The organism is Qipengyuania sp. B-5 (assembly GCF_056857815.1).
The window spans coordinates 50,758-77,529 of the sequence record NZ_JBSXNU010000051.1; the positions used below are offsets into that span (position 1 = coordinate 50,758).

Consider the following 26,772-nt stretch of genomic DNA (forward strand, 5'->3'; position numbering starts at 1 on the left):
GTTCGATGGGAACGGGTCACAGCCACGAACAGGGACATGCGCACGGCGCGGGCCACAGCCATGCACCGAAGGATTTCGGCCGCGCCTTCCTGATCGGCATCGTACTGAATACCGCATTCGTCATCATCGAGGCGGTCTATGGCTGGCTTTCGGGATCGATGGCGCTGATTGCCGATGCCGGGCACAACCTTTCGGACGTGATGGCGCTGCTGCTGGCCTGGGGGGCGAGCATTGCCGCAAAGAAACCGGCAAATGCCCGCTTCACCTATGGGTACAAGAGTTCGACGATTCTTGCCGCTCTGGCCAATGCAGCGCTCCTGCTGGTGGCAATCGGGGCAATTGCCTATGAAACCATCCACCGTCTTTCCGATCCCGCGCCGGTGGAAGGCGCGACAATGGTCATCGTGGCGGGTATCGGCATCGTCATCAACGCCGGCACCGCCATGCTGTTCATGCGGGGGCGCAAGCAAGACATCAATATTCGCGGGGCGTTCCTTCACATGGCGGCGGATGCCCTGGTCAGCCTAGGCGTGGTCATTGCAGGCATCGCGATCCTGCTCAGCGGTGCACTCTGGATCGATCCACTAGTGAGCCTGCTGATCGTGGCGGTTATCGCCTGGGGGACGTGGGGGCTGCTGAAGGACAGCGTTGCCATGAGTCTGCTCGGTGTGCCGAAAGGCGTATCGGAAAGCCGCGTTCGCGGATATCTGGTCGGTCTGGAGGGGGTGAGTGAAATTCACGAGCTGCATATCTGGCCCATGTCTACGACCGAAACGGCCCTTACCGCGCATCTGGTGATGCCCGATGGCCATCCGGGCGACGCTTTCCTGCGCGAGATCGGCCATGAGCTGGAACACCATCACCGAATCGGCCACGCGACCATCCAGATCGAACAAGCGGGCCTGCATTGCAGGTCTCGGTGCTGATGATGCCATCCGGAAGCGATGCACGCGATCGGCTCGAAGCTGCGATGGCTCGCCTTGCTGGCGGCGATCGCAGCGCGTTGGAGGAAATCTATCGGAGCACCTCAGCGAAACTTTTTGGAATTTGCCTGCGTATCTTGAAGGACGAAAAGGAAGCCGAGGACGCGTTGCAGGACGTTTACATCTCTCTCTGGCGCAGGGCCGACCGCTACGATGCGGAGCGGGCCAGTCCGATAAGCTGGCTTGCCACATTCGCGCGGAACCGCGCGGTGGACCGGCTGAGGGTGGGAAAGGTCCGGCAGGGCAGCGTGCCCGCCGAACACGCCGCACCGATTGCCGACGAGGCACCGCTTGCAGAGAATTTGCTGATCGATGCAGAGCGTGATGCGCGCATCCATCATTGTCTCGATCGGCTGGACGAAAAGCCGCGCAGCGCGATCCGCAGCGCCTTTTTCGAAGACCGCACCTACGCCCAGATCGCGGAGGCCGACGGAATACCGCTCGGCACAATGAAGAGCTGGGTACGCAGGGGACTCCAGAAATTGAAAGCATGTCTGGAGCGCGGCGAATGAGCGAGGATTTCCGCCCCGACGACGTGCTTGCGGCCGAATACGTGCTCGGCCTGCTCGAAGGAGAGGATTTGCTTGCGGCCGGGGCGCGGGAGGCATCCGATGAAAAATTCGCTGCCGAGGTCGCACGCTGGCAGGACCAGCTGGCACCGCTGCTCGATACGATCGACGCACGCACGCCGCGCGAGGAAGTCTGGAAAAGAATCCGGGACGAATTCGATACGCTTGGGGATAGTGCCGAGATCATCTCGCTGAATGCGCGGCTCCGGGGTTGGAAAATGGCCGCCGGAACGGCCGCTGCCGCAGCTGTTGCTGCCATATCCGTGCTGGTTCTTTCTCCTTCGCAGGCACCATCGCCCCCGCCCACCGCTGAGCCGCAGGCACCTCTCGCCGCTTCCATCCCGATTGCCGACACGCAGTTGCGCTTGGCTGTCACCTATCTCCCCGACCGTCAGGAATTGCTGGTCTCGGCCAGCGGACTGACCGCTGATGGAGTGCACGATCACGAGCTCTGGCTGGTGCCCCGGTCCGAGGATATGCCGCTGCTTTCCCTCGGTGTGGTCGCGCCCGGCGAAGAACGCCGCATATCTCTGGATCAGGCTGTCGCCGAGCAGATGGCGGATGGTTCTCCTCTCCTCCTCACCCGGGAACCGCTGGGCGGCAAACCACCCGGCGTAGACGCAGGTCCGGTCGTGGCCGAAGGGCGCATGCAAACTATCTGAAAATTTTTTGCATCCGCATTGCGGCGGCTTTCGTAACTCCATGCACAAGTTGGACGGGCTTGTGAGATAGAGGAGTTATACCAATGACCATTTCGACCCAGTTTAAGGCCGCAGCCGCGGCATCAGTCCTTGCCATGGGCGGTTTCGCCATTGCTGCATCCGGCCCTGCGCTTGCCCATAATCACAAGGAAAAGCCCGCACAGGCTCAGGCCAATATTGTCCAGACCGCAATCGGAACGGGCATGCACGAAACGCTGGTCGCCGCCGTCCAGGCTGCAGACCTCGTCGACACGCTGTCCTCGCCCGGGCCCTTCACCGTGTTTGCGCCAACCGATACCGCATTTTCCGCCCTGCCCGATGGCACGGTGAGCACGCTGCTCGAGCCGGCTAACAAAGGCCAGTTGCAGAACATTCTCACCTACCACGTCGTGGCAGGCCGAATTCCCGCCGCACAGCTTTCCGCTGCAATCAAGACGAATGGCGGCAGCTACACCTTCGAGACCGTTGCAGGCGCCGAACTGACCGCGAGTTTCGCAGGCGAGAACATCGTCATCACTGACGGTGCCGGCGGCACCAGCACCGTGACCATGGCCGACGTGAAAACCACGAACGGCGTGATCCACGTCACCGACGGTGTCTTCCTGCCCGGTTGATCCGCAAATCAGTCAACAACGCCGCTAGGGCTACCTCCCCCTTTCGAGAGAGCGGCGTCACTGCCCCGTCCGGCCACCCCATCGGCCTGGCGGGGCCTTTTTCTAACCCCAAACGCAAAACGCCGCGAGGTTCTGAGACCGCGCGGCGTTCTGATAACTGGGAGAGTGGAAGCTAAGCCGCTTCTTCCTTGGGTCCGTGAACCTGGATCGGATCTTTCTTGCCTTCCACCACATCGGCATCGATGACGATTTCGGTCACGCCGTCCATGTCCGGCAGGTCGAACATCGTGTCGAGCAGGATGCCTTCGACGATCGAACGCAGGCCGCGCGCGCCGGTTTTGCGGGCGATGGCCTTTTCGGCGATCTTCTGCAGGGCATCCTTCTTGAAGGTCAGTTCGACATTCTCGAGTTCGAACAATTTCGCATACTGCTTGCAAAGGGCGTTCTTCGGCTCGGTCAGGATGGTGATGAGCGCATCAACGTCCAGATCCCGCAGCGTCGCGATAACCGGCAGACGGCCGACGAATTCGGGAATCAACCCGAATTTCAGCAGATCTTCCGGTTCGCCCTTCTCGAGCAGTTCGCCCACACGGCGTTTGTCCGGATCGGCGACATGCGCGCCGAAGCCGATCGAGCGCTTCTGCAGGCGGTCGGCAATGATCTTTTCAAGACCCGCGAAGGCGCCGCCGCAGATGAACAGGATGTTCGTGGTGTCGACCTGCAGGAATTCCTGCTGCGGATGCTTGCGACCGCCCTGCGGAGGAACAGAGGCGGTGGTGCCTTCCATGAGCTTAAGCAGTGCCTGCTGGACGCCCTCACCCGAGACGTCGCGCGTGATCGAGGGGTTTTCGGCCTTGCGCGTGATCTTGTCGATCTCGTCGATATAGACGATCCCGTGCTGTGCCTTCTCGACATTGTAGTCCGAGGCCTGAAGTAGCTTGAGGATGATGTTCTCCACATCCTCGCCAACATAACCTGCTTCGGTCAGCGTGGTGGCGTCGGCCATGGTGAAGGGCACGTCGAAAGTGCGCGCCAGCGTCTGCGCCAGCAGAGTCTTGCCGCAGCCGGTCGGGCCGACGAGCAGGATGTTCGACTTGGCGAGTTCGACATCGCCCGCCTTGCCGCCGTGCTTCAAGCGCTTGTAGTGGTTGTGAACCGCCACCGAAAGCACCCGTTTCGCGCGGTCCTGCCCGATCACATAGTCATTGAGCGTTTCGAAGATTTCGGAAGGCGTCGGGACATCACCGTCCTTCTTGCCGGAAATGCCCGCCTTGGTTTCTTCGCGGATGATATCGTTGCACAGCTCGACGCATTCGTCGCAGATGAACACGGTCGGACCCGCAATCAGCTTGCGCACCTCGTGCTGCGATTTACCGCAAAAACTGCAGTATAACGTGGATTTGCTATCGGTTCCGCTCAACTTGGTCATTTCCTGCTCTGCCCCGCCAGCCCAAAATACAGGGATTCGCCGACTCTAAGCCGGCAGGGGATTCGGTCAACATTTCACTACCAGCAACCCCTTGCCATAAGCTGAAGGCGCAAGGTTGCAGATTTCCTAGGACAATAATGCAACAGTCCCCCAGAGAGACAAACGGGGGACGTTGAAGGGTGTTACTCGGGCGCTCCGCCCGAACCCTTGTCCGCGTCCTTGATAGGCTCGTCGTCGCCCTCGTTCTCGGGACGGGCCTCGAAAACCTTGTCGACGATGCCGAACTTCATGGCTTCCTCGGCTTCGAGGAAGGTGTCACGGTCCATCGCCTTCTCGATATCCGACAGGCTCTTGCCGGTATACTGGACATAGAGATCGTTCATCCGCTTGCGGATACGCAGGATCTCACGAGCCTGGATTTCGATGTCACTGGCCATGCCGCGGGCACCGCCCGAAGGCTGGTGAACCATGATGCGCGCATTTGGCAGCGCGATACGCATGCCGGGTTCGCCCGCTGCAAGCAGGAAGCTACCCATCGAGGCGGCCTGACCGATGCAGACGGTCGATACGCGCGGTTTGATATACTGCATGGTATCGTGGATCGCCATGCCAGCCGTCACCACGCCGCCGGGTGAATTGATATACATGCTGATCGGCTTGGACGGATTTTCGCTTTCGAGGAACAGCAGCTGGGCCACGATGAGCGAAGCCATATTGTCTTCCACCTGGCCGGTGACGAAAACGATGCGTTCGCGCAGCAGGCGGCTGAAGATGTCGAAGGCGCGCTCGCCGCGGCTCGACTGCTCGACCACGGTGGGCACCAAGGCCCCGGTCAGGGGGTCGCGGTCGAACTGGCCCTGCGAACCGTGCGCATCGCTGCCGAAAAGGTCGATCATGAAAATCCTTCCGTCTGAATATCGAGCGTCTATGTCGCCATAGCACCCGGAATGTTCAAGGGTCTTTCCATCCAAATACGCAGCTAACCTCGAACGGGCCCATGAGGTTGAGCACCCGCCCGTGACCACTCTCCCAGTTTCAATGGTTTCGATCAGCTACCGAAATAGACATTCGTCGGATGCGTTCGACGTTCATCGGCGGCCAAATGCCATTGATCGACAGAGGCTGGGGCGCTTCAGCTACAATTGTAAACGTTGCGGTGAGGAAGAAACAGGAGAAACAATGCCGCACTCGTTTTCAGCCAGCGCGATAGCCATCGCCTGCGTGCTTGGTTTGCCCGCCAATCTTGCTGCGCAGGATCAGGACGCCGAAGCAACACCCACTATCCCCATGCCCGGCGCAGCCAGGGTCTTCGAACCCGCCTATTTCGAGCAATTCGCCCCGCGGAATGCGCTCGACATGGTCACCCGGATTCCCGGCTTCACAATCACTGGCGGCAACAACCAGGGCCAGCGTGGCCTTGGACAAGCGACGCAGAACGTTATCGTCAACGGCGAGCGCCTCTCCAGTAAATCGGACAGTATCGAGGACCAGTTGCGCCGAATTCCGGCAAGCGATTTGATCCGGATCGAACTCGTCGACGGCAACACTCTCGATATTCCGGGGCTGACCGGACTGGTCGCCAATGTGATTTACAAGAGCAATGGTGCTTCCGGACAGTTCCGCTGGACCACCGGGTTCCGCCCGCACAATACCGAAGCCCAATTGTTTGGCGGAGAAATTTCGCTCACCGGTAGTGAAGGGAGGCTCGATTATACGGTTGCCCTGTCCAATCCGAACAACCGTTTCGGCGCGGACGGGCCGATCCTGATTACCGATGGCGCGGGCAATCTGATCGAAGAGCAACATTCGCGCTTCTCGGGGAAATTCGACGAACCCAAGCTGGCCACGACATTCGCCTATGACTTCGGCGGAGGCGTCCAGGCCAATCTCAATCTCAACTATGCCGAGGACTTCCTCTACCGCAAGGAACCGGAGATCGGCTATCCGGTGTCCGGACCCGTACGACGACGCACGGTCGATACGCACGAAGACGGTCCGCAGTATGAAATCGGCGGCGATATCCAGTTCCCGCTCGGACCGGGCACGCTGAAAATTATCGGTCTGGAACGTTATGAGCGGGACAATTTCAGCCAGACCCTTATCGACAGGTTCGACGACGGCAGCGCGGCCACCGGCTTCCGTTTCCAGCAGACGAATGGAGTGGGAGAACGCATCGGGCGTGCCGAATACAGCTGGAAGCTGTGGGAGGCCGACTGGCAACTTTCAGGCGAAGCCGCATTCAACCGCCTCGATCGCCGTTCTTCATTGTTCGAGCTCGATTCCGACGAGCAGTTCGTCCAATTGCCCTTCCCCGGCGGCAACGGCGGGGTTCGCGAAGATCGATACGAAACCAGCCTCAGCTTTTCGCGCGGGCTTTCCTCGACGCTTTCCATCCAGGCGATCGGTGCCCTGGAATTCTCCAAGATCGAGCAGACCGGGGCCATGCCCAATTCGCGCAGCTTCAAGCGGCCCAAGGGATCATTCGCGGCGACATGGAAACCTGCGGAAGACTTCGATGTTTCGCTAACTCTGGCGCGCCGGGTAAGCCAGCTTGGTTTCGGTGATTTCCTCGCCAGCGTCTCGCTCAACACCGATAACGAAAACGGCGGCAACAACGAACTCGTTCCCTACCAAAGCTGGAACCTCGAGATCGAGGCCAACAAGTCGCTCGGCCCCTGGGGTTCGTTGAAACTGGAAGCCCGCCAGGCTTGGTTCGAGGATTTCATCGAATGGTTCCCCCTGCCCGAAGGTCGGGAAGCGCGCGGCAATATCGGTGATGCGAGCCGGCTTCACCTGCAGGCCAATGCAACGATCAACCTTGATCCGATCGGCTGGAAGGGAGCGCGCTTCGATATCGCTGCGGTCAAACGCTACATGTATGTTGACGACCCCTTCACCGGCGTAGAGCGCGGTTTTTCCAACGACCAGGAAGGCAGCCTCGAAATCGACTATCGTCATGATATTCCCTCGACCGACTGGGCCTATGGCGGAGGCATCAGCCATTTCGACAATGCGCCTTACGCACGGCGCTACGAAGTCGGGCGCGAGTGGGAGGGACCCTTCTTCGATACGTTGTTCATCGAACACAAGGACGTCATGGGCCTCACCCTGCGCGCGCAGGCAACCAACCTTGTCCTGGGCGCTCGCAATCGCTTCCAGCGTACTGTTTTCGACGGATCCCGTACGGAAGGCGACATATTGTTCCGCGAAGATGTCAATCGCAGGATCGGGCCGATCTATCGCCTGACCATAAGCGGCGACTTCTAGAGCGCGCTTGCATTCGCACGGGGCGCTGGCAGGGTGCGGACATGATCCACCGCGCCCTGCCGCTCGCCCTTGCCCTTCTCGCATCACCGCTGACCGCCCAGCAGGCGGCGGAGGATGCACAAGCCTATCTGGACCGGATCGCAGCGATTGACGATGACGGGCCGGAGTTGAATGCCGTCATCACAGTCAATCCCAGTGCGGTAGAAGACGCACGATCTGCCGAGGCAAGCGGCGGTCTGCTCCGCGGCAAGACCGTTCTGATCAAGGACAATATCGAGACCCGGGAATTGCCGACTACGGCGGGCAGTCTTGCGCTGGCGGACAATCGGACGGGGCGCGACGCTTCCCTGATAACCAATCTGCGCGCTGCAGGCGGCGTGGTGCTGGGTAAGACAAATCTCTCCGAATGGGCCAATATCCGCGACAATAATTCCACGAGCGGGTGGAGCGCAGTCGGCGGGCTGACGCGCAACCCGCATGCGATCGACCGCAACGCATGCGGATCGTCCTCAGGCAGCGGGGCGGCTGTAGCTGCTGAACTGGCCTGGGCTGCGATCGGGACGGAGACTAATGGCTCCATTACCTGTCCGGCAAGCGTGAACGGCGTGGTGGGCTTCAAACCCAGTGTGGGGGTTGTCAGCCGCACCCACATCGTACCGATTTCCAGTACGCAGGATACGGCCGGTCCGATGGCGCGCTCTGTTGCAGACGCAGCGCTTCTGCTGTCGGCGATTGCGGGACGCGATGCGCTGGATAGCGCTACGCTAGTCGGCCCGGGCAGGTCCGATTTCCATACGGGCCTCGAAAATTTCTCGCTCGAGGGTGTTCGCATCGGCGTGATGCGAAATCAGATCGGCAATCGGCAGGACCTGAAAGACATATTCGAGACCGCGGTGACCGATCTGGAATCCGGCGGCGCCACGCTGGTCGATATCGAATTCGAACCGAACGGTGAAATGTATGGCGCAAGCTTCACCGTCCTGATGTTCGAATTGCGCGAAGAAATGGGCAAATACCTCACCAGCCTGCCTGGAGACGACAAGCCCCGTAGCCTCGCGGACCTGATAGCCTTCAACAAAGACAATGAAGATAGCGAGATGCGCTGGTTCGGACAGGATCTTTTCGAACTCGCCGAAGCCTCGACCAACCGCGAAGAGTACGAAGAAGCGCGGGCCACGGCCCTGCGGATCGCTGGGGAGGAGACCTTGGACAAGCTCATGGAAGAACATGACGTGGCCTTCCTGATCGCTCCAACCCGCGAACCGGCCTGGACCAGCGATCTCGTCAACGGCGACAATTTCAATGGCAGTATCGGCTTCGGCTCGCCTGCCGCGATTGCCGGATATCCGCATCTGACCGTACCGATGGGTTCGATAGAGGGATTGCCCGTGGGCTTGAGTATATTCGGCGCGAAATGGCGTGACTTCGAGGTACTTCAACTGGGTGCCGCTTACGAACGGGTACGCCGTGCATATCTGCCCAAACCTTCGTTGAAGCCTTGGTCGCCCATCGAGACAGTAGCAGAGTAACCTATCTTGGAATTCGATCCGCGCATCCTGCTGTTCGTCATCTTCGGCTTGGGCCTGATGCTGGCCGTTTCGCTCGAGCGATTCCTCGCACGTCTTTGGCTATCCTTGCCGATCCTCTATGTCGGCACTGGCTATGTGCTGTTCTCGCTCCCATTGGGATTGCCACATATCAATCCCACGGTGGACGGTTTCGATGCGGTCACACTGGAGTATGTGACCGAATTCATCGTTATCGCCTCACTTATGGCCGCAGGAATTGCGATTGATCGGCCGGTGAGCTGGATCAATTGGCGACAAATCTGGCCGCTACTGGTCGTAGCAATGCCGCTTACCATCGCTTCGGTCGCATTCCTCGGTTGGTGGTCGCTGGGTCTCGCCCCGGCATCGGCGATCCTTCTCGGTGCGGCCCTTGCGCCGACCGATCCTGTCTTGGCGCGCAGCGTTCAGGTGGGGCCGCCGGGCGAGAACAAGCGCCACGACATCCGCTTCAGCCTCACCGCCGAAGCTGGCCTGAACGACGGGCTGGCGTTCCCCTTCACCTATCTCGCTATTGCCGCGGTCGGCATGACGAGCCTGGGCACATGGACGCTTGAATGGGCTGCGCTGGATCTTGGCTGGCGTATCCTTGCGGGGTGTGCCGTCGGCTGGGCGGTAGGACGGCTGGGTTCATGGTACGTGTTCGAACGCGAGGCGGATGCGCCTATCGAAGAGATCAACGAGGAAACTGCAAGCGCGGGCACGCCGAAATATTCGACGAGCGAAGGCTTGATCGTCCTCGGCACCCTCCTGCTCGCCTACGGGCTTGCCGAATTGGCCGAAGGTTACGGATTCCTTGCCGTGTTCGTCGGCGCCGTCACAGCCAGGCAGCGTGAGAACCGCAGCCGCTATCACAAGATCAGCCACCATTTCATCGACCAGATCGAGCAGATCGTGCTCGTCGCTGTGCTGTTTGGCTTCGGCGCGATGCTGGCCAGCGGGGTACTCGCCCCCCTGACTTGGCCCGGAGCGCTGATCGGGCTGGCACTGGTCTTTGTGATCCGCCCTATTGCAGGGTTCGTTGCGGAAGCCCGATCAGACCTTCCGATGATCGGGACGCTGGCCATAGCTTTCCTGGGCGTGCGGGGAATGGGATCTATCTACTACCTCGCCTACGGCCAGAATCATGCCGATTTCGCCCAACTCGACCAGCTATGGGCTGTAACCAGCTTTGCCATCCTCGTGTCCATCGTGGTTCACGGAATCGTTTCGGGACCTTTCATCCTCTTCGCCGAAAAGCGCAAATCGCACATCCATGCAGGACAGGAAGAGTCGATGTTGTCCCATACGCCAAGCGGACGACCGATCATGGTCGAAGGAACCACCAAGCCGGAATAGGAACAAAAAGGGCGGCAGGATCGCTCCGGCCGCCCTTCCAATTGGTTATAGAAAAACCGCTTACTTCTTTTTCGGAGCAGCTTTCTTGGCTGGAGCCTTCTTCGCAGAGGGCTTCGTGTCATCTTTCTTGACCGCTGCCTTTTTAGCCGCAGGCTTCTTCGCCGGAGCTTTCTTGGCCGCAGGCTTCTTCTCGCCTTCGTCCTTTTTCGCCGCTGCCTTTTTGGCAGGCGCTTTCTTTTCAGCAGGCTTCTTCTCGTCGGACTTCTTGGCAGCGGCTTTCTTCGCCGGAGCCTTCTTCTTGGCCGGCTTCTTGGCAGCTTCGGTATTTTCCTCTGCCTCGATCGCGGCTTCGAGCTCCTCGCGCGTCACTTCGCGGTCGGTAATCTCGGCCTTGTCGAAGAGGAAATCGACGACCTTGTCTTCATAAAGCGGCGCGCGCAGCTGGGCGGCAGCCATCGGTTCCTGCTGGATATACTGCATGAACCGTTCGCGATCTTCCGCGCGATACTGCTGGGCCGCCTGCTGGATGAGCATGCTCATTTCCTGCGAGGTGACCTGGACGTTGTTGGCCTGTCCTATTTCCGAGAGCAGCAAGCCGAGACGCACACGGCGTTCGGCGATGTGGCGGTAATCTTCCTTCTCGGCTTCCATTTCCTTGAGCATCTCTTCCGGATTTTCCGAACGAGCGGCTTCCTGCTGGAGCTGGTTCCAGATCTGGTCGAACTCGGCATCCACCATTCCCTGCGGGACGGCGAAATCGTGACCTGCTGCAAGCTGATCGAGTAGCGAGCGCTTCATCTGCGTGCGCGTGAGGCCGGCGGTTTCCTGCTCGAGCTGGCCGCGCAGAAGTTCTTTCAGCTTGTCCAACCCGTCGAGGCCGAAGTTCTTGGCGAAATCATCGTCGATCTTGGTGTCGCCTTCGACCTTCACCTGCTTCACGGTGACGTCGAATTCGGCTTTCTTCCCGGCGAGATGCTTGGCCTGATAGTCCTCGGGGAAGGTCACCTCGATGGTCTTGCTGTCGCCGGTCTTCACGCCCGTCAGCTGGTCTTCGAAGCCGGGGATGAACATGCCGGAGCCAAGCACCAGGGCTGCGTCTTCGGCCTTGCCGCCTTCGAATTCTTCGCCATCCACGCGGCCGACGAAATCGATGATAAGCTGGTCGCCTTCTGCGGCCTTCTTGGTCTTGGCGGCGTCCTTGTAACTCTTGTTGTTCTCGGCAAGCTTGCCGATCGCGTCCATGACCTGCTCGTCGGTGACAGGCACGGTCAGACGTTCGATCTTCAGACCGTCGGTCGAAGGCGTATCGACTTCGGGAAGCACTTCGAGCTCGACGGTGAGGGTCGCGTCCTTGCCTTCCTCATAGCCTTCACCCAGTTCGACCTTCGGCTGCATTGCGGGCTTGAGCTTGTTGTCCGCCATGGTCTTATCGACCGATTCGCGGATCATCTCGTTGACGGCTTCTGCATGAAGCTGTTCGCCATGCATCTTGCGAACGAGATTCGCGGGAACCTTGCCAGGCCGGAAACCGGGCATCTTCACCTGCGGGGCGATCTTCTTGATCTGCGAATCGATGCGGGCATCGATTTCCTTGGCCGGAATGGTGATCGCGTAGGCCCGCTTGAGGCCTTCGTTGGCGGTTTCTTTGATCTGCATGGGATTAAGGACTCGCGAGTTGTACTATTATCTGAGCGAGGGCCCGCGTCGGGCGAAATTGGTGCGGGCGAAGGGACTCGAACCCCCACATCTTTCGATACTGGTACCTAAAACCAGCGCGTCTACCAATTCCGCCACGCCCGCAAACCCGAACGAAGCCGTGCGCCGACGTGGGTACGTCGCGCATATAGGCGCGTGCCTCTAGTAGGATGCGGCGAAAAGGGCAAGCGCGACGACGGCTGAGGGAACAGCCTGCCACGATGGACCGTTCCTGTAGGGAAAGGATCGCAATCATGAGCGACTACGAAACCGCGAAGGTGCCGCCCTCCACCCCTCCCGCTATCGACCCCGATGTCGAACCGAAGACTGCAGAGGAAATGGAAGCGGAAGGCGAGCGAGAAGACGATGTTATCGCCAACAAGAACGAGCCGGATGAAATCGACGCTGAGACAGAAAAAGCGATGCGCCCCGCAATGGAGAAGGGCCATGAGGGTGCCGGCGAACAAGCGCTCGATGCCGCGACCATGCTTCCACCCGATTAAGGAGAGACACGATGGCAACGCAGCCAGACCCCGATACGATCGATCCCGGTGCACCGCCGGAAATGCCGCCTGACAGCCCGCCCGACGAGGCCCCGATGCAGGAGCCGCCGGGTATCGAGCCGGTCCAGCCCGATTACGATCGTCCTGACCGGAGCCCGGTCGAGACGCCGCCGCCCGACTAGGGGCAATTGAGCTTGTCGGCCGAGGCGTTCGCCAGTAAAGGCGCGCGCCATGAGTGAAGACAGCAAGCCGCAGACCCCGCCCATGCATCTTTCGGTAAACCCGAAGAGCGAACATTTCGACGTCGACGTATTGCAGCGTGGCGTGGGCATCCGGTTCAAGGGCCGTACCCGCACCGATATCGAAGAATACAATATTCCCGAAGGTTGGGTGCGGGTGCAGGCGGGCAAGACCATGGATCGCCATGGCAATCCACTTACGCTGAAGCTGAACGGATCGGTCGAGGCCTGGTTCGAAGACCTCGGTGAAAACCCTCCGGTCGCTAAAGCGGACTGAGACGCTTTCGTGAAGCCGGCGGATCGTAGCAGAACACCGGTCAGGATCCGCTTTTGCCAAACCCCACATGCCGCTTAGGGTCGCATTTCCGCGATTTGCAGCATCCGGCGTTTCTTTCCTCAGGACCCTATTCGACGCGTTCGATCTTGCAGGAGCGGCCTTCCGGCCTTGCCAAAGTCACGCTTTGCGCCCACCTGCCCGCAAGGCAACATCATGACATCCACGCAGAAACCCACCGTCATCATCATCGGCCGGCCCAATGTCGGCAAGTCGACGCTGTTCAACCGGCTCGTCGGCAAGAAACTCGCGCTGGTCGACGATCAGCCGGGGGTGACGCGTGATCGGCGTCTGGGCGATGCCGAGATCGCAGGGCTGGAATTCACCATCGTCGATACGGCGGGCTGGGAGGACGAAGATCCCGACAGCTTGCCCGGTCGTATGCGCAAACAGACCGAGGTCAGTCTCGAAGGTGCCGATGCCGCTTTGTTCGTTATCGACGCCCGTGCAGGACTGACACCGCTGGACGAAGAAATCGGCCGGTGGCTCCGCGGGCAGGACGTGCCGGTTGTGCTCGTCGCCAACAAGGCAGAAGGCAGAGCAGCCGAGGCCGGCATTCTCGAAAGCTACAGTCTGGGCCTGGGCGAACCAATGGGCATATCTGCCGAACACGGCGAAGGCATTGCCGACCTTTTCGCAGGCTTGTGGCCCATCATCGGCGAAAAATCCGAAGCAGCCGAGGCCGCGGCCGAAATCGCAGCGGCAAATGAAGATGAGGAAGCCTCAGGGCCGCTCAAGCTCGCCATAGTCGGCCGGCCCAATGCCGGGAAATCGACGCTGATCAATCGTCTGCTTGAAGAGGATCGCCTGCTTACCGGTCCCGAGGCAGGTATTACCCGCGATTCGATTGCCGTGGATTGGGAATGGCATGACCCCAAGACAAACGAAACGCGCCAGATCCGGCTGATCGATACCGCTGGGATGCGCAAGCGCGCCCGCGTAGTCGAGAAGCTGGAAAAGCTCTCGGTTGCCGATGCCAAGCGCGCGATCGACTTTGCGGAGGTCGTGGTCCTACTGCTCGACGCCACCAAGGGTCTCGAACATCAGGATCTTAAGATTGCATCGCAGGTCCTCGAAGAAGGCCGCGCCCTTATGGTCGCGATCAACAAGTGGGATATCGCCGAAAACGCGTCCTACCTGTTCAACGGCATTCGGGAGGCGCTGAACGAAGGACTCTCGCAAGTGCGCGGGGTTCCGCTTTTCGCCGTATCGGCAAAGACCGGCAAGGGACTCGATACCATGCTGTCTGCCGCATTCGAAATTCGCGAGGCGTGGAGCCGCCGCGTCCCGACGGCAGCGCTAAACCGTTGGTTCGACGACGCACTGGCTGCCAATCCGCCCCCTGCGCCCGGTGGCCGCAGGATCAAGCTGCGCTACATCACTCAGGCGAGCACGCGCCCGCCCCGTTTCGTGGTCTTCGGTACGAGGCTCGACGATTTGCCCAAGAGCTACGAACGCTATCTCATCAACGGAATCCGTGCGAAGCTCGGCTTCGAGGCGGTACCCGTGCGTGTCGTGCTGAAAAGTCCGAAGAACCCCTACAATGCCAATCGGGGTGGCGGAGGTAACTACAGTAGTGGTTCCGATCGTGCCTGAACTTCTTGCCATCCTGCCGGGAATCGAGCTTATCGAACGCACCAGCTCGACCTTGCGGGTCCAGAATGTGGTTCAGTTGAGCCTCGCGCCGGCTTTCCTGCTCGCGGGGATCGGTGCGGTCATGAATGTCATGACCAACCGCCTGTTGTGGGTCGCGAACAAGATCGAACGCATCCTGGCGGCAGACGCGAAGGACGAGGCTGGCGATCAGTTGGTGGAACTTCCTGCACTGGAGACGAGGAGGATACTCGCGCAGCGTGCCGTAATGTTCAGCACGGCCGCCGCCTTGACGATCAGTATCGTAATTCTTCTTCTGTTTGTGAGCGCCTTTGTTCGGACTCCGCTTGGTACGCTGGTGGCGGTTACATGGGTCATCACGATGGGCCTGCTGATGGCAGGCCTCGCCTTTTTCCTGCTCGAAACGCGAACCGCAGCACGGCGAAATCTGGAGCGGATGAAAGAGCGCCGGTTCGGGCCGGACGACGATTCGTCGCGAAATTAGCGCATGATTCCGGCAGGCCGAACTTACGGCGGGGCCACATGTCACCGGTTGTATAGCATTCAGGAATACTCGCGCAGCTTCCTTCCTACATCGTAGGAGAGGTGCCATGCCCCGCATCGAGATTGCCTTGTGTTCGAGCTATGACGAAAAGGGACAAGCAATAAGGATAGAGGCACTGGATGTGCCCACTGCCCTTAGCATCACCGACATAAACGTATCTGCCGGGGATGCCGAATTGTGGCAGGACGGCAAGCGAATCGGCAGGCTCACCAAGCATTCTGCAGGGCATGCCACCTTCTGGGAATTGGGTCCGAACTAACCCTCGGCCTCGCCCGCAGGTTTCGAATTGAGCTGGACGTAATTCTGCAGGCCCATGCGCTCGATCATGTCGAACTGCGTTTCGAGGAAATCGACATGCTCTTCCTCGCTTTCGAGGATCCGCTCGAAGATCTCGCGAGTGGTATAGTCCCGTACCTCTTCGCAATGGGCGATCGCATCCTTCAACAGCGGGATGGCTTCCATCTCCACTGCCAGATCGGCCTTCAGGATTTCATCGACCGTCTCGCCGACCTTTAGCTTGTGAATCGCCTGGAAGTTCGGGAGACCGCCAAGAAACAGGATACGCTCCGCCAGTACATCGGCATGCTTCATCTCGTCGATTGATTCATGCCGCTCGTATTCGGCCAGCCTGGTCACGCCCCAATCGGCAAGGACCCGATAGTGCAGCCAATACTGGTTGATCGCGGTCAACTCGTTCGTGAGCGCCTTGTTGAGGAATTCGAGGACCTTGGAATCGCCCTTCATGGCTTATCGCTCCGCTGAATTTCGAGTTACGGCCTTATGCGCTTCGGAGCAGCACCCCGCAAGGACGGAATCGAGAAAAAATGGCGGAATTCCGCCATTGCGAGCGATTGTCAGTAGCGAAAACTAAGCCGCGACGGTGGTAGGCTTGAAGGCCATTTCGCGTTCTTCGAAGAGGATCGCATCGGCCTCATTGAGGCAGGAACCGCAAGCCGGTTGCTTACCTAATGAGGCATAGCAGGCTTCCGCATCGCCCGGGCAGCGCCGCGCTGCACTGCGCAGTTCACTCTCCCTGATGGCGTTGCAAATGCAGATGTACACGGCGCTCACGATTCCCTTGCGATTGATTCGCAAGAGCGTATGTAATGCGAGTTAGTCGCAATAGCAAGCCGTCATTGCCTGAGTGCGAAGACTTTGCCGTAGGTCATACAACGCCACACCCATTCAAGCGGGCCATATCGGAAACGAATCAGCCACGGCTGGGACCACGCCAGCATTGCTATCCACGCTGCGAGTACGACGACATAGAGTTCAACGCGGCCCAACTGGCCGAATAAATCGAAACCCCAATTGCCAAATATCATCAGCATGACGAGAGATGTGCCGATGTAATTGGTAAAAGCTGCCCGCCCCGCAGCCGAAATCCGGCCTCCAATCCAGTTTCCCGCATGCGGTGCATAAAGCGCCAACAGCGCAGCAAGCCCAAGCGTCATGAACAACCGCGGGAAATGAGACCAGCCGATGTGAGCTGCGAGCACATCATAGTAGGTAAAGCCTCCTTCCATGGTCATCGAGGCGATAATCGCCGTCAACAACCCGCCGACCGCCAAACCTGCCCAGCCCCAGATGCGCTGCGTTCTCGGATCCCATTCCCCGCCGAACAGACCAAAGCGGTAAAGCGCCATCCCGATTAGCATCAGGGGCAGCGTTTCGAACACGAGGAGCCAGGCATTGACCAGCGGATCTGTGCCATGTTCCTCTATCGTGTGGGATACGAACTCCAGGTAAGTCCCTTCCTGCTGGATCGCAGTCTCGGCTCTGCCGTCGGCCAAATCCGTCTCTGCGGCCTTGATGAATTCGCTTCGAACCTCACTAAGCGCCGCGCTGTAGGGCTCCGGCCCGTCGGCGGTCACCTGCATGAAAGTCATACCGATCGCGTAGAAGATACCTCCCGCAATGTACCCGAGAATGCCCAGGATCAACTGGTTTCGCGCACTCAGATTGATGAAGAGGAGAACTGCAACCAAGCCGCTCACTGCGTAGGCAAAGAGGATATCACCCCGCCAGATCAGATAGAAATGGATCAGCCCGAACAGGCCCAGCCACAACAGGCGTTTTACCTGCAGCCAACGGCTCGCACCCTTTGCCCAGGCTTTCTCCATGAACAGGTATAGGCCTGCGCCGAAGAGGATCGTGAAAAGGCCGCGCATCTTGCCATCGATCAGCACCAGTTGAGCCGCCCACATCCAGTCCTCCGCGTCAGAGTGGCCGGTGGTGAATGCCTCTGGATACATATAGGCGGTGAAGGGCTGACCCATCGAAAAGATGTTGGCAGCCAGAATCCCCATGACAGCGACACCGCGAATGAAGTCGAGACTGGCGATTCGCCCCCCCTGAACCGAAACCGGTTGTGGCCGATCGGGAGTAGAGCCTTCGGAAATCATACGTGCCGTCATCTTGCCACCCCCGAAACGCAAAGCCTTGGAGCATTCCAATTCTGGGCCAGTGCAACCCTGCGGACGTGTGAAGCAAGGGCAATCTGCACCAGATCCCAACCGCAATGCCTCCCGGACCGGCAAATGTTTCAGGGTATTAACCCTAAATTAGGGGTAGTCTGCGATCCCCCTGTTTCGAGACCGCCGCAAACTAGCGGCACAGGGAATTGATACAGGCGCTACAGGGGGACCTAGCCTTGCGTGTACTGGCTTTGGCATCACAGAAGGGCGGATCGGGTAAGACCACGCTTTCGGGACATCTCGCCGTTCAGGCCCAGCGAGCGGGCGCAGGCCCGGTCGTCCTGATCGACATCGATCCGCAGGGATCGCTCGCCGATTGGTGGAACGAGCGCGAAGCGGAGCTTCCCGCTTTCGCCCAGACGACTGTCGCACGGCTCGCCGCCGACCTTGCGATCCTGCGCCAGCAGGGCTTCAAGCTTGCGGTTATCGACACTCCGCCGGCGATCACCATGGCGATCCAGTCGGTCATTTCCGTCGCAGAACTCATCGTCGTCCCCACCCGTCCCAGCCCGCACGACCTGCGCGCAGTCGGTGCTACGGTCGACCTCTGCGAACGGGCGGGCAAATCCCTGATTTTCGTGGTCAACGCCGCAACCCCGAAAGCCAAGATCACTTCGGAAGCGGCCGTTGCCCTTTCACAGCACGGCACGGTCGCACCGATCACGCTTCATCACCGCACCGATTTCGCCGCATCGATGATCGACGGCCGCACGGTTATGGAAGTCGATCCCGAAAGCCGTTCGGCTGCCGAGGTCACTGCCCTGTGGAAGTACATTTCCGACCGGCTTGAAAAGCAGTTTCGACGCACCGTCTTTGCAGCGCCCGGCCAGCAGGCCGCGCAGCAGCCAGGTGCCTATCGCCCCGCCGGTGGCTTCGGCCGTCGGGTCGCCCAGTAAGAGCAACAAGGTAAGGCGGAGACCAGCCGGATGTCGGACGCCAATTTCGCTTCTCTTTCCTCAACCCTCCTTGCACGCAAGGGCGGGGCAAAGCCTGCCATGCGCCCGCAATCGGCCGCTCTCGGACCAGTTGACGGCGCCTCGGCTGCCGCGAACCTGGAAGATCTGGGCTGGAATGACATGGGCGAGGATGCCCCTGCCCCCCAGCCTGTGCATGACAGCACCTCTGCACCCATGGGTGGCCCCCGGTCTCTGGCCGAATCGAGCCTGATCAAGAAACCAGCGCTTCCTCCGCTGGACGAACGTGACGAACTCGGCACCGAGGGAAGTGAAAGCTCTACCCGCGTCGTGTCGATCAGTCCGCTGCAATCCAAGGAGAGCAGCAACGGTCACAACGAAGTTCGCGAATCGCTCGACCGCATTGCCACCAAGCTGGAGGGCAAGAGGGTTTTCGAGGCCGATAACGAAGACGAGGAAGAATATTCCGACGATGCGGAAGAGACCGCTTCCGAAGCGGTCCTTCCAAAAGCCATCAAGCCTGCGCCGGCCCGCTCCAAAACGGCCGCCAAGGGCAAACGCGCAGCTTTCACGCTGCGTCTCGATCCGGAGCGTCATCTCATGCTGCGCCTGGCCTGCACCGTTCGCGGCAGCAGCGCACAGCAGCTCGTGACCGACGCTCTCGATGGCCTGCTGGCCGAAATGCCGGAAATAGCCATGCTCGCCGCCCAGGTGCAGCGCAGGCCGAATTGAACTTGAAGGACGTGGGATCGCCTTTTCAGGGGTAATAAAATGACGAACAGGAATACCACCTTCATCCGGCTCGCCGTTACCACAGCGCTCGCGACCAGCGCCCTCGCAGGTTGCACCGGCAAGGTCGCGCCGACTGCATCCTACTCTGCAGGCAAAGCAGAAGTGGCCCTTGCCGAAGGTAAGGCCGACAAAGCTGTCTCGCACGCGGAAGAGGCGGTTCTCGCGAGCCCGCGCGATGCTTACACCCGCACATTGCTTGGCAACGCCTATCTCGAAGCGGGTCGCTTCGCCTCGGCCGCAACGACCTTTCAGGACGCCATCGCCCTCGGAGACACTTCGCCGCGCACGGTAATAAGCCTTTCGCTGGCGCAGACCGGGATGGGCGACCGTGCTGCCGCAATCTACACTCTCGAACGCTATGAAGCGGCGCTGGATCCGGCCGATCTCGGTCTGGCCATCGCGCTCGCCGGGCAACCGCAGCGGGGTGTACACATACTGTCTAACTCGCTGCGTTCCGGCAACAATACTGCCAAGATCCGCCAGAACCTCGCATATGCATATGCCATGTCGGGCCAATGGCGCGAAGCCCGCCTGATGGTCGCCGAAGATGTTCCTGCCGACAAGGTTGGCGAGCGGATGGCCGAATGGGGTGCGCTGGCGCATCCCGAACTTTATCGCACCCGCGTTGCAGCCTTGCTAAAGGTCGATATCGTAGCCGACCCGGGTCAGCCGACGATGCTCGCATTGTCGAACAATCCGAGCGTCGACATGCTCGCATCGGAAAATGATACGCCGGTCGTTGAGGATACGCCGGAAACGGAATTTGCCTATGCGCAAGAACTTCCGGCATTCCGACCGGCTACAATCGAACGCATCGACCTTGATGACGAGGAAGCTCACGCGCCCCAGCCTGTGATTGCCGCTTCGCAAGCTGCGACGCCGGTTGATGTCGCGCCGACACGGCGTCAAGCATCGGCGGACGAGGCCCCCGTCCGGTCAACTACCAAAGCTCCTCGTAAGGCACCAGTTGCAGCTCCCGCTCCATCGCTTGCGCGCGGCGACTACAATATCCAACTCGGCTCCTATTTTTCTATGAAGGACGCCGAGCTTGGCTGGGATAAATTCCAGGCAATGTACCCGGAGCTTGGTGACGCCGAACGCGTGATCAGCAAGGCCCGCGTAAACGGCAAGATCTATTACCGAGTCGCTGCCGTCGGATACGCCAAGGACGCGGCCCGAGCGCTGTGCTCAAGCGTAAAGGGCAAGGGAGGTGGCTGCATTGCCTATGCCCGCAGCAACCCGCTTCCGGGCGCTCTCGATAACGGCAACATACGGGTGGCCGCGCGCTGAGAAGTCTGCAGGCATCCCATAACAACTACTGCAACCCCTCCCGGACATAATTCGGGAGGGGTTTTCTTATCTAGATTTCAACCCGTACGCCGCCCTTCCATAGCGCAGTGACCCGTCCCTGCGTCGGCTGCCCGTCGAATGGGGTATTGCCGGCTGTGGCAGCCATCTTGGAGCTCTGGATGATCCATGGCTTGTCCGGGTCGACCACAGCGACATCCGCCTCGTAGCCTTCGACAAGGCTGCCCGCGCGCACCCCGAGGAGCCGCGCAGGATTGGTGGATACCAGCTCGAATGCCCGTGCAAGGTCGATGACCTCGTCCCGCACCAGCGAAAGCACCATTGCGAGCAGGGTCTCCGCACCCGCCATGCCGGGCTCCGCGTCACTGAAAGGCAGGCGCTTGTCTTCGGGACCCCGTGGATCGTGCCCGCTTGAAATCACATCGATCGTTCCGTCCGCGATCGCCTCGCGCACCGCATGCCTGTCTTCCTCGGATCGCAAGGGCGGAGACAGGCGGGCGAAAGTCCTGAATTCCGCCGTGGCCAGATCGGACAGCATGAAATGCGCAGGCGTCACACCGCTCGTTATCCGCAGACCATCTTTCTTCGCCCTTCGCACAAGCTCCAGGCCTCGACACGTAGTGACTTGTCGAAAGTGTATCTGCGCACCCGCCATTTCCGCGAGCGCTAGGTCGCGAGCGATCGCTATAGCCTCGGCTTCACAGGGCGCGCTCGGCAGGCCGCGACGGGTGGCATATTCCCCAGCGGTCGCAACAGCATCACCCACCAATGCGGCATCTTCGGCATGGCAGAAAACGGGCAGATCCAGCATCGCGGCATATTGTAGCAATCGGAGCATGACCCCGCTGTCGGCAATCCATTGACGCCCAGTGGCAATACCCTTGGCACCAGCCTCTTGCATCAAGGCGATCTCGGCGATTTCCCGACCATCAAGGCCTCGCGTCGCAGCAGCCAAGGGATGCACCCAAAGGTCCGGCTTGCCGCTTTTCGCTATGTAGGAGACACGGCTCGGCAAATCGAGCGGCGGCATCTGGTCCGGCATCAGGGCAGCGCGCGTGATTCCGCCGAAATGGAACGCGGGCTTGTCGATCGCAAAGACGCCCAGGTCGACGAGACCAGGAACGACCAACCGTCCCTTTGCATCGACGGTATCGCCTTCGGCCTGCGCAGCTATCTTGCCGTCCACCATGTGAAGCGAACCTTCACGTATGCCATCGGACGTTACGATGCGGCCATTGACGATTGTTATGGGGGACAGCTGCTTCATGCGATGTCTCCCCAGCCTTCTACACCTCGCGTGCGGCGGGTCAGAACATCGAGGCAGGACATGCGGATCGCCACGCCCATCTCGACCTGCCGGGTTATGATCGAACGGTCGATCATGTCGGCCACATCGCTGTCGATCTCCACCCCCCTGTTCATAGGACCGGGATGCATTACCAGCGTATCGTTCTTGGCCTTCGCGAGCCGTGTCTTGGTCAGGCCGTAGAGATGATGATATTCGCGGGCAGAAGGGATATACTGACCACTCATCCGCTCGCTCTGGAGGCGGAGCATCATCACCACGTCCGCGCCTTCAAGGGCGGCATCGAAATCATGAAACACTTCCGCGCCCATCGCTTCGATACCGACGGGCATGAGGGCTGGCGGCGCGCATAGCCTCACGCTTGCGCCCAGCGCTTGAAGGCAGAGCAGGTTGGAACGCGCCACGCGACTGTGGAGGATGTCTCCGCAGATCACGATCGTCTGACCGGTGAAATCCTCTGCGGCCTCGCCCCTTTCACGCAGTGCATGGCGCAGCGCAAGCGCATCGAGCAGTGCCTGTGTCGGGTGTTCGTGCTGGCCGTCGCCTGCGTTCAGGACCGGGCAGTCGACCTTGTCCGCGATCAATCCCGTGGCGCCGCTCGATCCATGACGGATCACGATCGCATCAGCACGCATCGCATTCAACGTGATCGCGGTATCGATCAGCGTCTCGCCCTTCTTCACGGAAGATTGCGCGACGTGCATATTGACTACGTCCGCGCCGAGCCTCTTGCCCGCGATCTCGAAGCTGAGCAGCGTGCGAGTGGAATTCTCGAAGAAAGCATTGATGATCGTTAATCCGGCCAGTGTATCGACGTGTTTCGAGCGCTGGCGGTTCAATGCGACCCACTGCTCCGCCTCGTCGAGCAGAAAGAGGATTTCGTGCCGCTCCAGCTGGCCAATGCCAAGCAGGTCGCGATGCGGGAATGCCAGCGCGCCCGCAGGATAGCGGGCCGCGTGAGGCGAAGAGTCCGTGCATGTCATTAAAGTCACGCCCTTAGTCGAGAGCTATCTACCCCTCAAGCATAATCCGGTGGCGCAACATCGCACCCTCCCCTAGATTTACCGGGAAAGTACTTCAGGGGACGAATTCTCATGCATTTCGCAGGCAAAGTCTGGCGCTTGCTGGTCGGTATCAAGGACGGTTTCGTCCTCCTCTTCATGTTGCTCTTCTTCGGGCTGCTTTTCGCGATACTGACCGCCAGGCCAAGCCCGGCGCAAGTGCGCGAAGGGGCGTTGCTGCTGGAACTAGATGGCGTGATTGTCGAAGAACGCACGCCTATCGATCCACTGGCCGCATTGCTGGCGGGGAGCGCTCCGGTCGGTGAATATCAGGCTCGCGATCTGGTGCGTGCGCTGGATTCTGCAGCGAATGACGAGCGTATCACCGCTGTGGTTTTGGACCTCGACCGCTTTCTCGGCGCAGGCCAGGTTCATCTGGCGCAGGTGGGTGAAGCGCTCGATCGTGTTCGGGCAGCCGAAAAGCCCGTGCTTGCCTATGCCACGGCATATGCCGATGACGGCGTATTCCTTGCCTCCCATGCAAGCGAAGTCTGGGTCAATCCGCAAGGCGGCGCCTTCGTAGCCGGGCCGGGCGGAAACCGTCTCTACTATGCCGGTCTTCTCGAGAAGCTGAACGTCAACGCCCGGGTGTACAAGGTCGGCACTTACAAGAGCGCGGTAGAGCCTTACACAGAGACCGGCATGTCCGACCCCGCGCGCGAAAATGCGCAAGCCCTTTACGGTGCCCTGTGGGAAGAATGGCAGGCCAATGTCAAAAAGGCCCGGCCTGGTGCGGACCTCGCGCTGGTAAGTGGCGATCCCGCAGCCTGGGTCGAGGCGGCCGAGGGCGATCTCGCCACTGCGGCACTCAACGCCGGCCTTGTCGACAAGCTTGGTACACGTATCGAGTTCGGCGAACGCGTGGCCGAGGTCGTCGGCGAAGACGACTGGAGCGAGATGCCGGGTAGCTATCCGTCGACCACCCTGGCCGCCTGGCTGGAAGAAAATCCCTGGACGACCGAAGGACGCGAAATCGGCGTGGTCACAATCGCCGGCGAAATCGTCGACGGTGAGGCGGGTCCCGGTACTGCGGGTGGAACGCGCATTGCGACCTTGCTCGACGAAGCGCTCGATCGCGATTTCGCAGGGTTGGTCGTGCGCATCGACTCCCCGGGTGGTTCGGCACTGGCTAGTGAAGAAATCCGCGACGCGATCCTGCGCCACAAGGCGAAAGACATTCCTGTCGCAGTGTCGATGGCCAATGTCGCGGCCAGCGGCGGCTATTGGGTTGCGACTCCCGCCGATCGAATCTTCGCCGAACCCGAAACGATCACGGGATCGATCGGAATTTTCGCCTTCATCCCGACTTTCGAAGAAGCGGCGAGCAGTCTCGGTGTGACCAGCGACGGAGTGAAGACAGGTCCGCTCTCCGGGCAACCGGATCTCATCGCCGGTTTTACTCCCGAGGTGGACCGCATTCTGCAAGCCTCGATCGAAGACGGATATAATGATTTCCTGACCCGCGTCGGAGCGTCACGAAACATGACGCTCGATCAGGTTGATAGTGTCGGCCAAGGCCGTGTCTGGGATGGCGGTACGGCGCGACAACTACGCCTCGTCGACGAATATGGCGGAATGGAAGAGGCGTTTGCCTGGGTCGCTCGTCAGGCGGAACTCGGTGAAGAAGACTGGTCGCCGGTCTATCTTGGCGATGATCGTGGCACCGCGGACACCATCCTGCGCCAATGGCTCATAGGCGAAGAGGAAGCAGGTGGACGTGACGTTTTCGCCATGGTGAGCAACCAGCAGCGTGCCACGGCGGGGATGATCATTCTGGACGCACAGCGCCTGCTCGCTACCAGTGGAATTCAGGCCTATTGCCTCGTCTGTCCTTCTCCCAGCATTGCACGAGCACAGGCCGAGCGCGGCTTCGACGGATTCCTGCGACAGGTGGGAGCATTCCTCTCGGACTGATACGCTTGCCATGCCGTGATTCGCCGCGTAAAGGCGCGCCCCTGCCCGGCGCTAGCGCGCCAATTCGGGGCGGGCGCGTAGCTCAGTGGTAGAGCACACCCTTCACACGGGTGGGGTCGCAAGTTCAATCCTTGCCGCGCCCACCATCTTCTGCAGTCCAAAGCCTTGATCGATAGTGCTCTGCCGACGCCCGGCGGAATTCAATCCATGAACGGATCGCGCATCAGGATGGTGTCATCGCGTTCAGGGCTGGTGGAGACCAGCGCGACGGGCGTTTCGATCAGTTCCTGGATTCGTTGCACGTATTTCACCGCATTGGCAGGCAGGTCGGCAAAGCTGCGCGCGCCTGCGGTGCTTTCGCTCCAGCCGTCCAACGTCTCGTAGATCGGCTCGACAGCGGCTTGGTCGGCAGCGTGGCTGGGAAAGTAATCGTAAACGTTGCTGCGCAGGCGGTAGCCGGTGCAGATCTTCACCTCGTCCAGTCCGTCAAGGACGTCGATCTTGGTCAGCGCGATGCCGGTCACCCCGCTGATCGCGCAGCTCTGACGCACGATAACCGCATCGAACCATCCTACGCGGCGCTGGCGGCCGGTAACTGTGCCGAATTCATGGCCGCGTTCGCCGAGACGCTGCCCGATGTCGTCTTCCAGCTCGGTCGGAAATGGACCGCTGCCGACGCGGGTCGTGTAAGCCTTGACTATGCCGAGCACATAACCCGTCGAATTGGGGCCGAGCCCGCTTCCGGCTGCAGCCGTGCCGCTCACCGTGTTCGAGCTGGTGACGAAGGGATAAGTCCCATGATCGATGTCCAGGAGCACACCCTGCGCGCCCTCGAACAGGATCTTCGCGCCGGCTTTGCGGACTTTCTTGAGCCGCTTCCAGACCGGCTGGGCATATTGCAGCACGAAGCCGGCAATTTCCCGCAATTCGGAGAGGAGCTGTTCACGATCGACCGGCGGCTGATCAAAGCCTGCGCGCAGGGCATCGTGATGCGCGCAGAGGCGATCGAGCTGGGGCTCAAGGTCGTCCAGATGTGCAAGGTCACAGACGCGGATCGCACGGCGGCCGACCTTGTCTTCGTATGCCGGCCCGATCCCGCGCCCGGTTGTGCCGATCTTGCCCGAACCCGCTGCCGTTTCCCGCAGCCCGTCGAGGTCGCGGTGAATGGGCAGAATGAGCGGGCAATTGTCCGCTACCGCAAGGTTATCGGCGGTGATCCTTACGCCCTGCCCTTCCAGCTTTTCGACTTCGGCTTTCAGCGCCCAGGGATCGAGCACCACGCCATTGCCGATGATCGACAGCGTGCCCGAAACAATTCCCGAAGGCAGCAACGAAAGCTTGTAGGTTGTTCCGTCGATTACCAGCGTGTGGCCGGCGTTGTGACCGCCCTGGAAGCGGACCACGGCATCGGCGCGGCTGGCAAGCCAGTCGACGATCTTGCCCTTGCCCTCATCGCCCCATTGGGCACCGATCACGGTTACGTTGGCCATTGATAAGTCTCTTCCCCTGCCGGGGTGATCCGCAAGGTCCTTCGACAGGACTCGACCTTGGGACGGTATAGGGCGGGCTATGGCCCGCGATGCGGGGCGGCCCCTAGAGCGTGGT

Annotated in this window: 26 protein-coding genes and 2 tRNA genes; 18 read left to right on the forward strand and 10 right to left on the reverse strand. The window is 60.3% G+C overall.

Translation table 11 applies throughout. The features are described 5' to 3' along the window. Positions 1-5 precede the first annotated feature (5 nt). The 4 genes from AC13CE_RS10640 (at position 6) to AC13CE_RS10655 (ending at position 2,867) form a co-directional block, all read left to right on the forward strand. Complete coding sequence (locus tag AC13CE_RS10640; protein WP_482972354.1) at positions 6-926, forward strand: cation diffusion facilitator family transporter; 921 nt, start codon at positions 6-8, stop codon at positions 924-926. Next, the gene (locus AC13CE_RS10645; RefSeq protein WP_482972355.1) at positions 926-1,495 is read left to right on the forward strand and encodes a sigma-70 family RNA polymerase sigma factor; all 570 of its coding nucleotides are present in this window, start codon (positions 926-928) and stop codon (positions 1,493-1,495) included. The genes AC13CE_RS10640 and AC13CE_RS10645 overlap by 1 nt, the downstream gene beginning before the upstream one ends. Then, the gene (locus AC13CE_RS10650) at positions 1,492-2,214 is read left to right on the forward strand and encodes an anti-sigma factor (RefSeq protein WP_482972356.1); all 723 of its coding nucleotides are present in this window, start codon (positions 1,492-1,494) and stop codon (positions 2,212-2,214) included. Before AC13CE_RS10645 ends, AC13CE_RS10650 begins: the two co-directional genes overlap by 4 nt. An 83-nt stretch (positions 2,215-2,297) precedes the next feature. Further along, positions 2,298-2,867 (forward strand): fasciclin domain-containing protein, encoded by a 570-nt coding sequence (locus AC13CE_RS10655; RefSeq protein ID WP_221537737.1) that lies wholly within the window; start codon positions 2,298-2,300, stop codon positions 2,865-2,867. Positions 2,868-3,039: 172 nt separating this feature from the next. Here AC13CE_RS10655 and clpX read toward each other — a convergent pair whose 3' ends face one another. After that, a complete protein-coding gene (gene clpX / locus AC13CE_RS10660) occupies positions 3,040-4,296 on the reverse strand; it encodes an ATP-dependent Clp protease ATP-binding subunit ClpX (protein WP_221537738.1) in 1,257 nt (418 codons plus the stop codon). Between the two features lie 182 nt (positions 4,297-4,478). Continuing rightward, a complete protein-coding gene (locus tag AC13CE_RS10665; protein WP_221537739.1) occupies positions 4,479-5,192 on the reverse strand; it encodes an ATP-dependent Clp protease proteolytic subunit in 714 nt (237 codons plus the stop codon). Between the two features lie 283 nt (positions 5,193-5,475). Here AC13CE_RS10665 and AC13CE_RS10670 point away from each other — a divergent pair, with 283 nt between their 5' ends. The 3 genes from AC13CE_RS10670 to AC13CE_RS10680 are packed head-to-tail and all read left to right on the forward strand — an operon-like array spanning position 5,476 to position 10,466. After that, complete coding sequence (locus tag AC13CE_RS10670; RefSeq protein ID WP_482972357.1) at positions 5,476-7,563, forward strand: TonB-dependent receptor plug domain-containing protein; 2,088 nt, start codon at positions 5,476-5,478, stop codon at positions 7,561-7,563. A 41-nt stretch (positions 7,564-7,604) separates the two neighbouring features. Then, entirely contained in the window at positions 7,605-9,092 is a 1,488-nt protein-coding gene (locus tag AC13CE_RS10675) for an amidase (protein ID WP_482972358.1), read from the forward strand. A gap of 6 nt (positions 9,093-9,098) precedes the next feature. Beyond that, complete coding sequence (locus AC13CE_RS10680) at positions 9,099-10,466, forward strand: cation:proton antiporter (RefSeq protein ID WP_473821642.1); 1,368 nt, start codon at positions 9,099-9,101, stop codon at positions 10,464-10,466. A gap of 60 nt (positions 10,467-10,526) precedes the next feature. Here the strand turns inward: AC13CE_RS10680 and tig are convergent, their stop codons facing one another. After that, complete coding sequence (gene tig / locus AC13CE_RS10685; RefSeq protein WP_482972359.1) at positions 10,527-12,122, reverse strand: trigger factor; 1,596 nt, start codon at positions 12,120-12,122, stop codon at positions 10,527-10,529. Positions 12,123-12,181: 59 nt separating this feature from the next. After that, positions 12,182-12,266: transfer RNA gene (locus tag AC13CE_RS10690), tRNA-Leu, on the reverse strand. A 149-nt stretch (positions 12,267-12,415) separates the two neighbouring features. Between AC13CE_RS10690 and AC13CE_RS10695 the strand changes: the two genes are divergently transcribed. The 6 genes from AC13CE_RS10695 (at position 12,416) to AC13CE_RS10720 (ending at position 15,654) form a co-directional block, all read left to right on the forward strand. Beyond that, positions 12,416-12,664, forward strand: a complete 249-nt coding sequence (locus AC13CE_RS10695) for a hypothetical protein (RefSeq protein ID WP_482972360.1) — start codon at positions 12,416-12,418, stop codon at positions 12,662-12,664. 11 nt (positions 12,665-12,675) lie between these two features. Continuing rightward, entirely contained in the window at positions 12,676-12,846 is a 171-nt protein-coding gene (locus AC13CE_RS10700) for a hypothetical protein (RefSeq protein WP_221537744.1), read from the forward strand. A 49-nt stretch (positions 12,847-12,895) separates the two neighbouring features. Then, entirely contained in the window at positions 12,896-13,180 is a 285-nt protein-coding gene (locus AC13CE_RS10705; protein ID WP_221537745.1) for a DUF3297 family protein, read from the forward strand. Positions 13,181-13,393: 213 nt separating this feature from the next. Beyond that, positions 13,394-14,833: a ribosome biogenesis GTPase Der gene (gene der, locus AC13CE_RS10710; RefSeq protein ID WP_482972361.1), complete on the forward strand. Its 1,440-nt coding sequence runs from the start codon at positions 13,394-13,396 to the stop codon at positions 14,831-14,833. Then, positions 14,826-15,335 carry a DUF2721 domain-containing protein gene (locus AC13CE_RS10715; protein ID WP_482972362.1) on the forward strand — a complete coding sequence of 170 codons (510 nt, stop codon included), beginning with the start codon at positions 14,826-14,828 and terminating at the stop codon, positions 15,333-15,335. Before der ends, AC13CE_RS10715 begins: the two co-directional genes overlap by 8 nt. A 106-nt stretch (positions 15,336-15,441) precedes the next feature. Further along, on the forward strand, positions 15,442-15,654 hold the full coding sequence (locus AC13CE_RS10720; protein WP_482972363.1) for a hypothetical protein: 213 nt from the start codon (positions 15,442-15,444) through the stop codon (positions 15,652-15,654). On the opposite strand, the gene bfr is transcribed toward AC13CE_RS10720, so the two are convergent. The 3 genes from bfr to AC13CE_RS10735 all read right to left on the reverse strand — a co-directional run bounded on the left by bfr (position 15,651) and on the right by AC13CE_RS10735 (position 17,812). Beyond that, the gene (gene bfr / locus AC13CE_RS10725; RefSeq protein WP_482972364.1) at positions 15,651-16,139 is read right to left on the reverse strand and encodes a bacterioferritin; all 489 of its coding nucleotides are present in this window, start codon (positions 16,137-16,139) and stop codon (positions 15,651-15,653) included. The genes AC13CE_RS10720 and bfr overlap by 4 nt on opposite strands. A gap of 123 nt (positions 16,140-16,262) precedes the next feature. Beyond that, on the reverse strand, positions 16,263-16,457 hold the full coding sequence (locus tag AC13CE_RS10730; protein WP_221538053.1) for a (2Fe-2S)-binding protein: 195 nt from the start codon (positions 16,455-16,457) through the stop codon (positions 16,263-16,265). Between the two features lie 71 nt (positions 16,458-16,528). After that, on the reverse strand, positions 16,529-17,812 hold the full coding sequence (locus tag AC13CE_RS10735; RefSeq protein ID WP_482972365.1) for a DUF418 domain-containing protein: 1,284 nt from the start codon (positions 17,810-17,812) through the stop codon (positions 16,529-16,531). Positions 17,813-18,048: 236 nt separating this feature from the next. Here AC13CE_RS10735 and AC13CE_RS10740 point away from each other — a divergent pair, with 236 nt between their 5' ends. From AC13CE_RS10740 to AC13CE_RS10750, 3 genes are read left to right on the forward strand one after another with little or no spacing between them, the layout of a single operon-like run. Continuing rightward, positions 18,049-18,768: a ParA family protein gene (locus AC13CE_RS10740; protein ID WP_160726808.1), complete on the forward strand. Its 720-nt coding sequence runs from the start codon at positions 18,049-18,051 to the stop codon at positions 18,766-18,768. Between the two features lie 30 nt (positions 18,769-18,798). Further along, positions 18,799-19,518: a hypothetical protein gene (locus AC13CE_RS10745; protein ID WP_482972366.1), complete on the forward strand. Its 720-nt coding sequence runs from the start codon at positions 18,799-18,801 to the stop codon at positions 19,516-19,518. Positions 19,519-19,557: 39 nt separating this feature from the next. Beyond that, entirely contained in the window at positions 19,558-20,868 is a 1,311-nt protein-coding gene (locus tag AC13CE_RS10750; protein ID WP_482972367.1) for an SPOR domain-containing protein, read from the forward strand. 70 nt (positions 20,869-20,938) lie between these two features. On the opposite strand, the gene AC13CE_RS10755 is transcribed toward AC13CE_RS10750, so the two are convergent. Both AC13CE_RS10755 and AC13CE_RS10760 read right to left on the reverse strand, forming a co-directional pair. Continuing rightward, positions 20,939-22,153: a dihydroorotase gene (locus AC13CE_RS10755; RefSeq protein WP_482972368.1), complete on the reverse strand. Its 1,215-nt coding sequence runs from the start codon at positions 22,151-22,153 to the stop codon at positions 20,939-20,941. Next, positions 22,150-23,175 carry an aspartate carbamoyltransferase catalytic subunit gene (locus AC13CE_RS10760; protein WP_482972369.1) on the reverse strand — a complete coding sequence of 342 codons (1,026 nt, stop codon included), beginning with the start codon at positions 23,173-23,175 and terminating at the stop codon, positions 22,150-22,152. The genes AC13CE_RS10755 and AC13CE_RS10760 overlap by 4 nt, the downstream gene beginning before the upstream one ends. Before the next feature lie 111 nt (positions 23,176-23,286). On the opposite strand from AC13CE_RS10760, the gene sppA reads away from it, so the two are divergent. Next, entirely contained in the window at positions 23,287-25,167 is a 1,881-nt protein-coding gene (sppA, locus tag AC13CE_RS10765; RefSeq protein WP_482972370.1) for a signal peptide peptidase SppA, read from the forward strand. A 71-nt stretch (positions 25,168-25,238) separates the two neighbouring features. Beyond that, positions 25,239-25,313 (forward strand) — tRNA-Val (locus AC13CE_RS10770). A gap of 54 nt (positions 25,314-25,367) precedes the next feature. Here AC13CE_RS10770 and AC13CE_RS10775 read toward each other — a convergent pair. Next, entirely contained in the window at positions 25,368-26,657 is a 1,290-nt protein-coding gene (locus AC13CE_RS10775; protein ID WP_482972371.1) for an adenylosuccinate synthase, read from the reverse strand. Between the last annotated feature and the right edge of the window lie 115 nt (positions 26,658-26,772).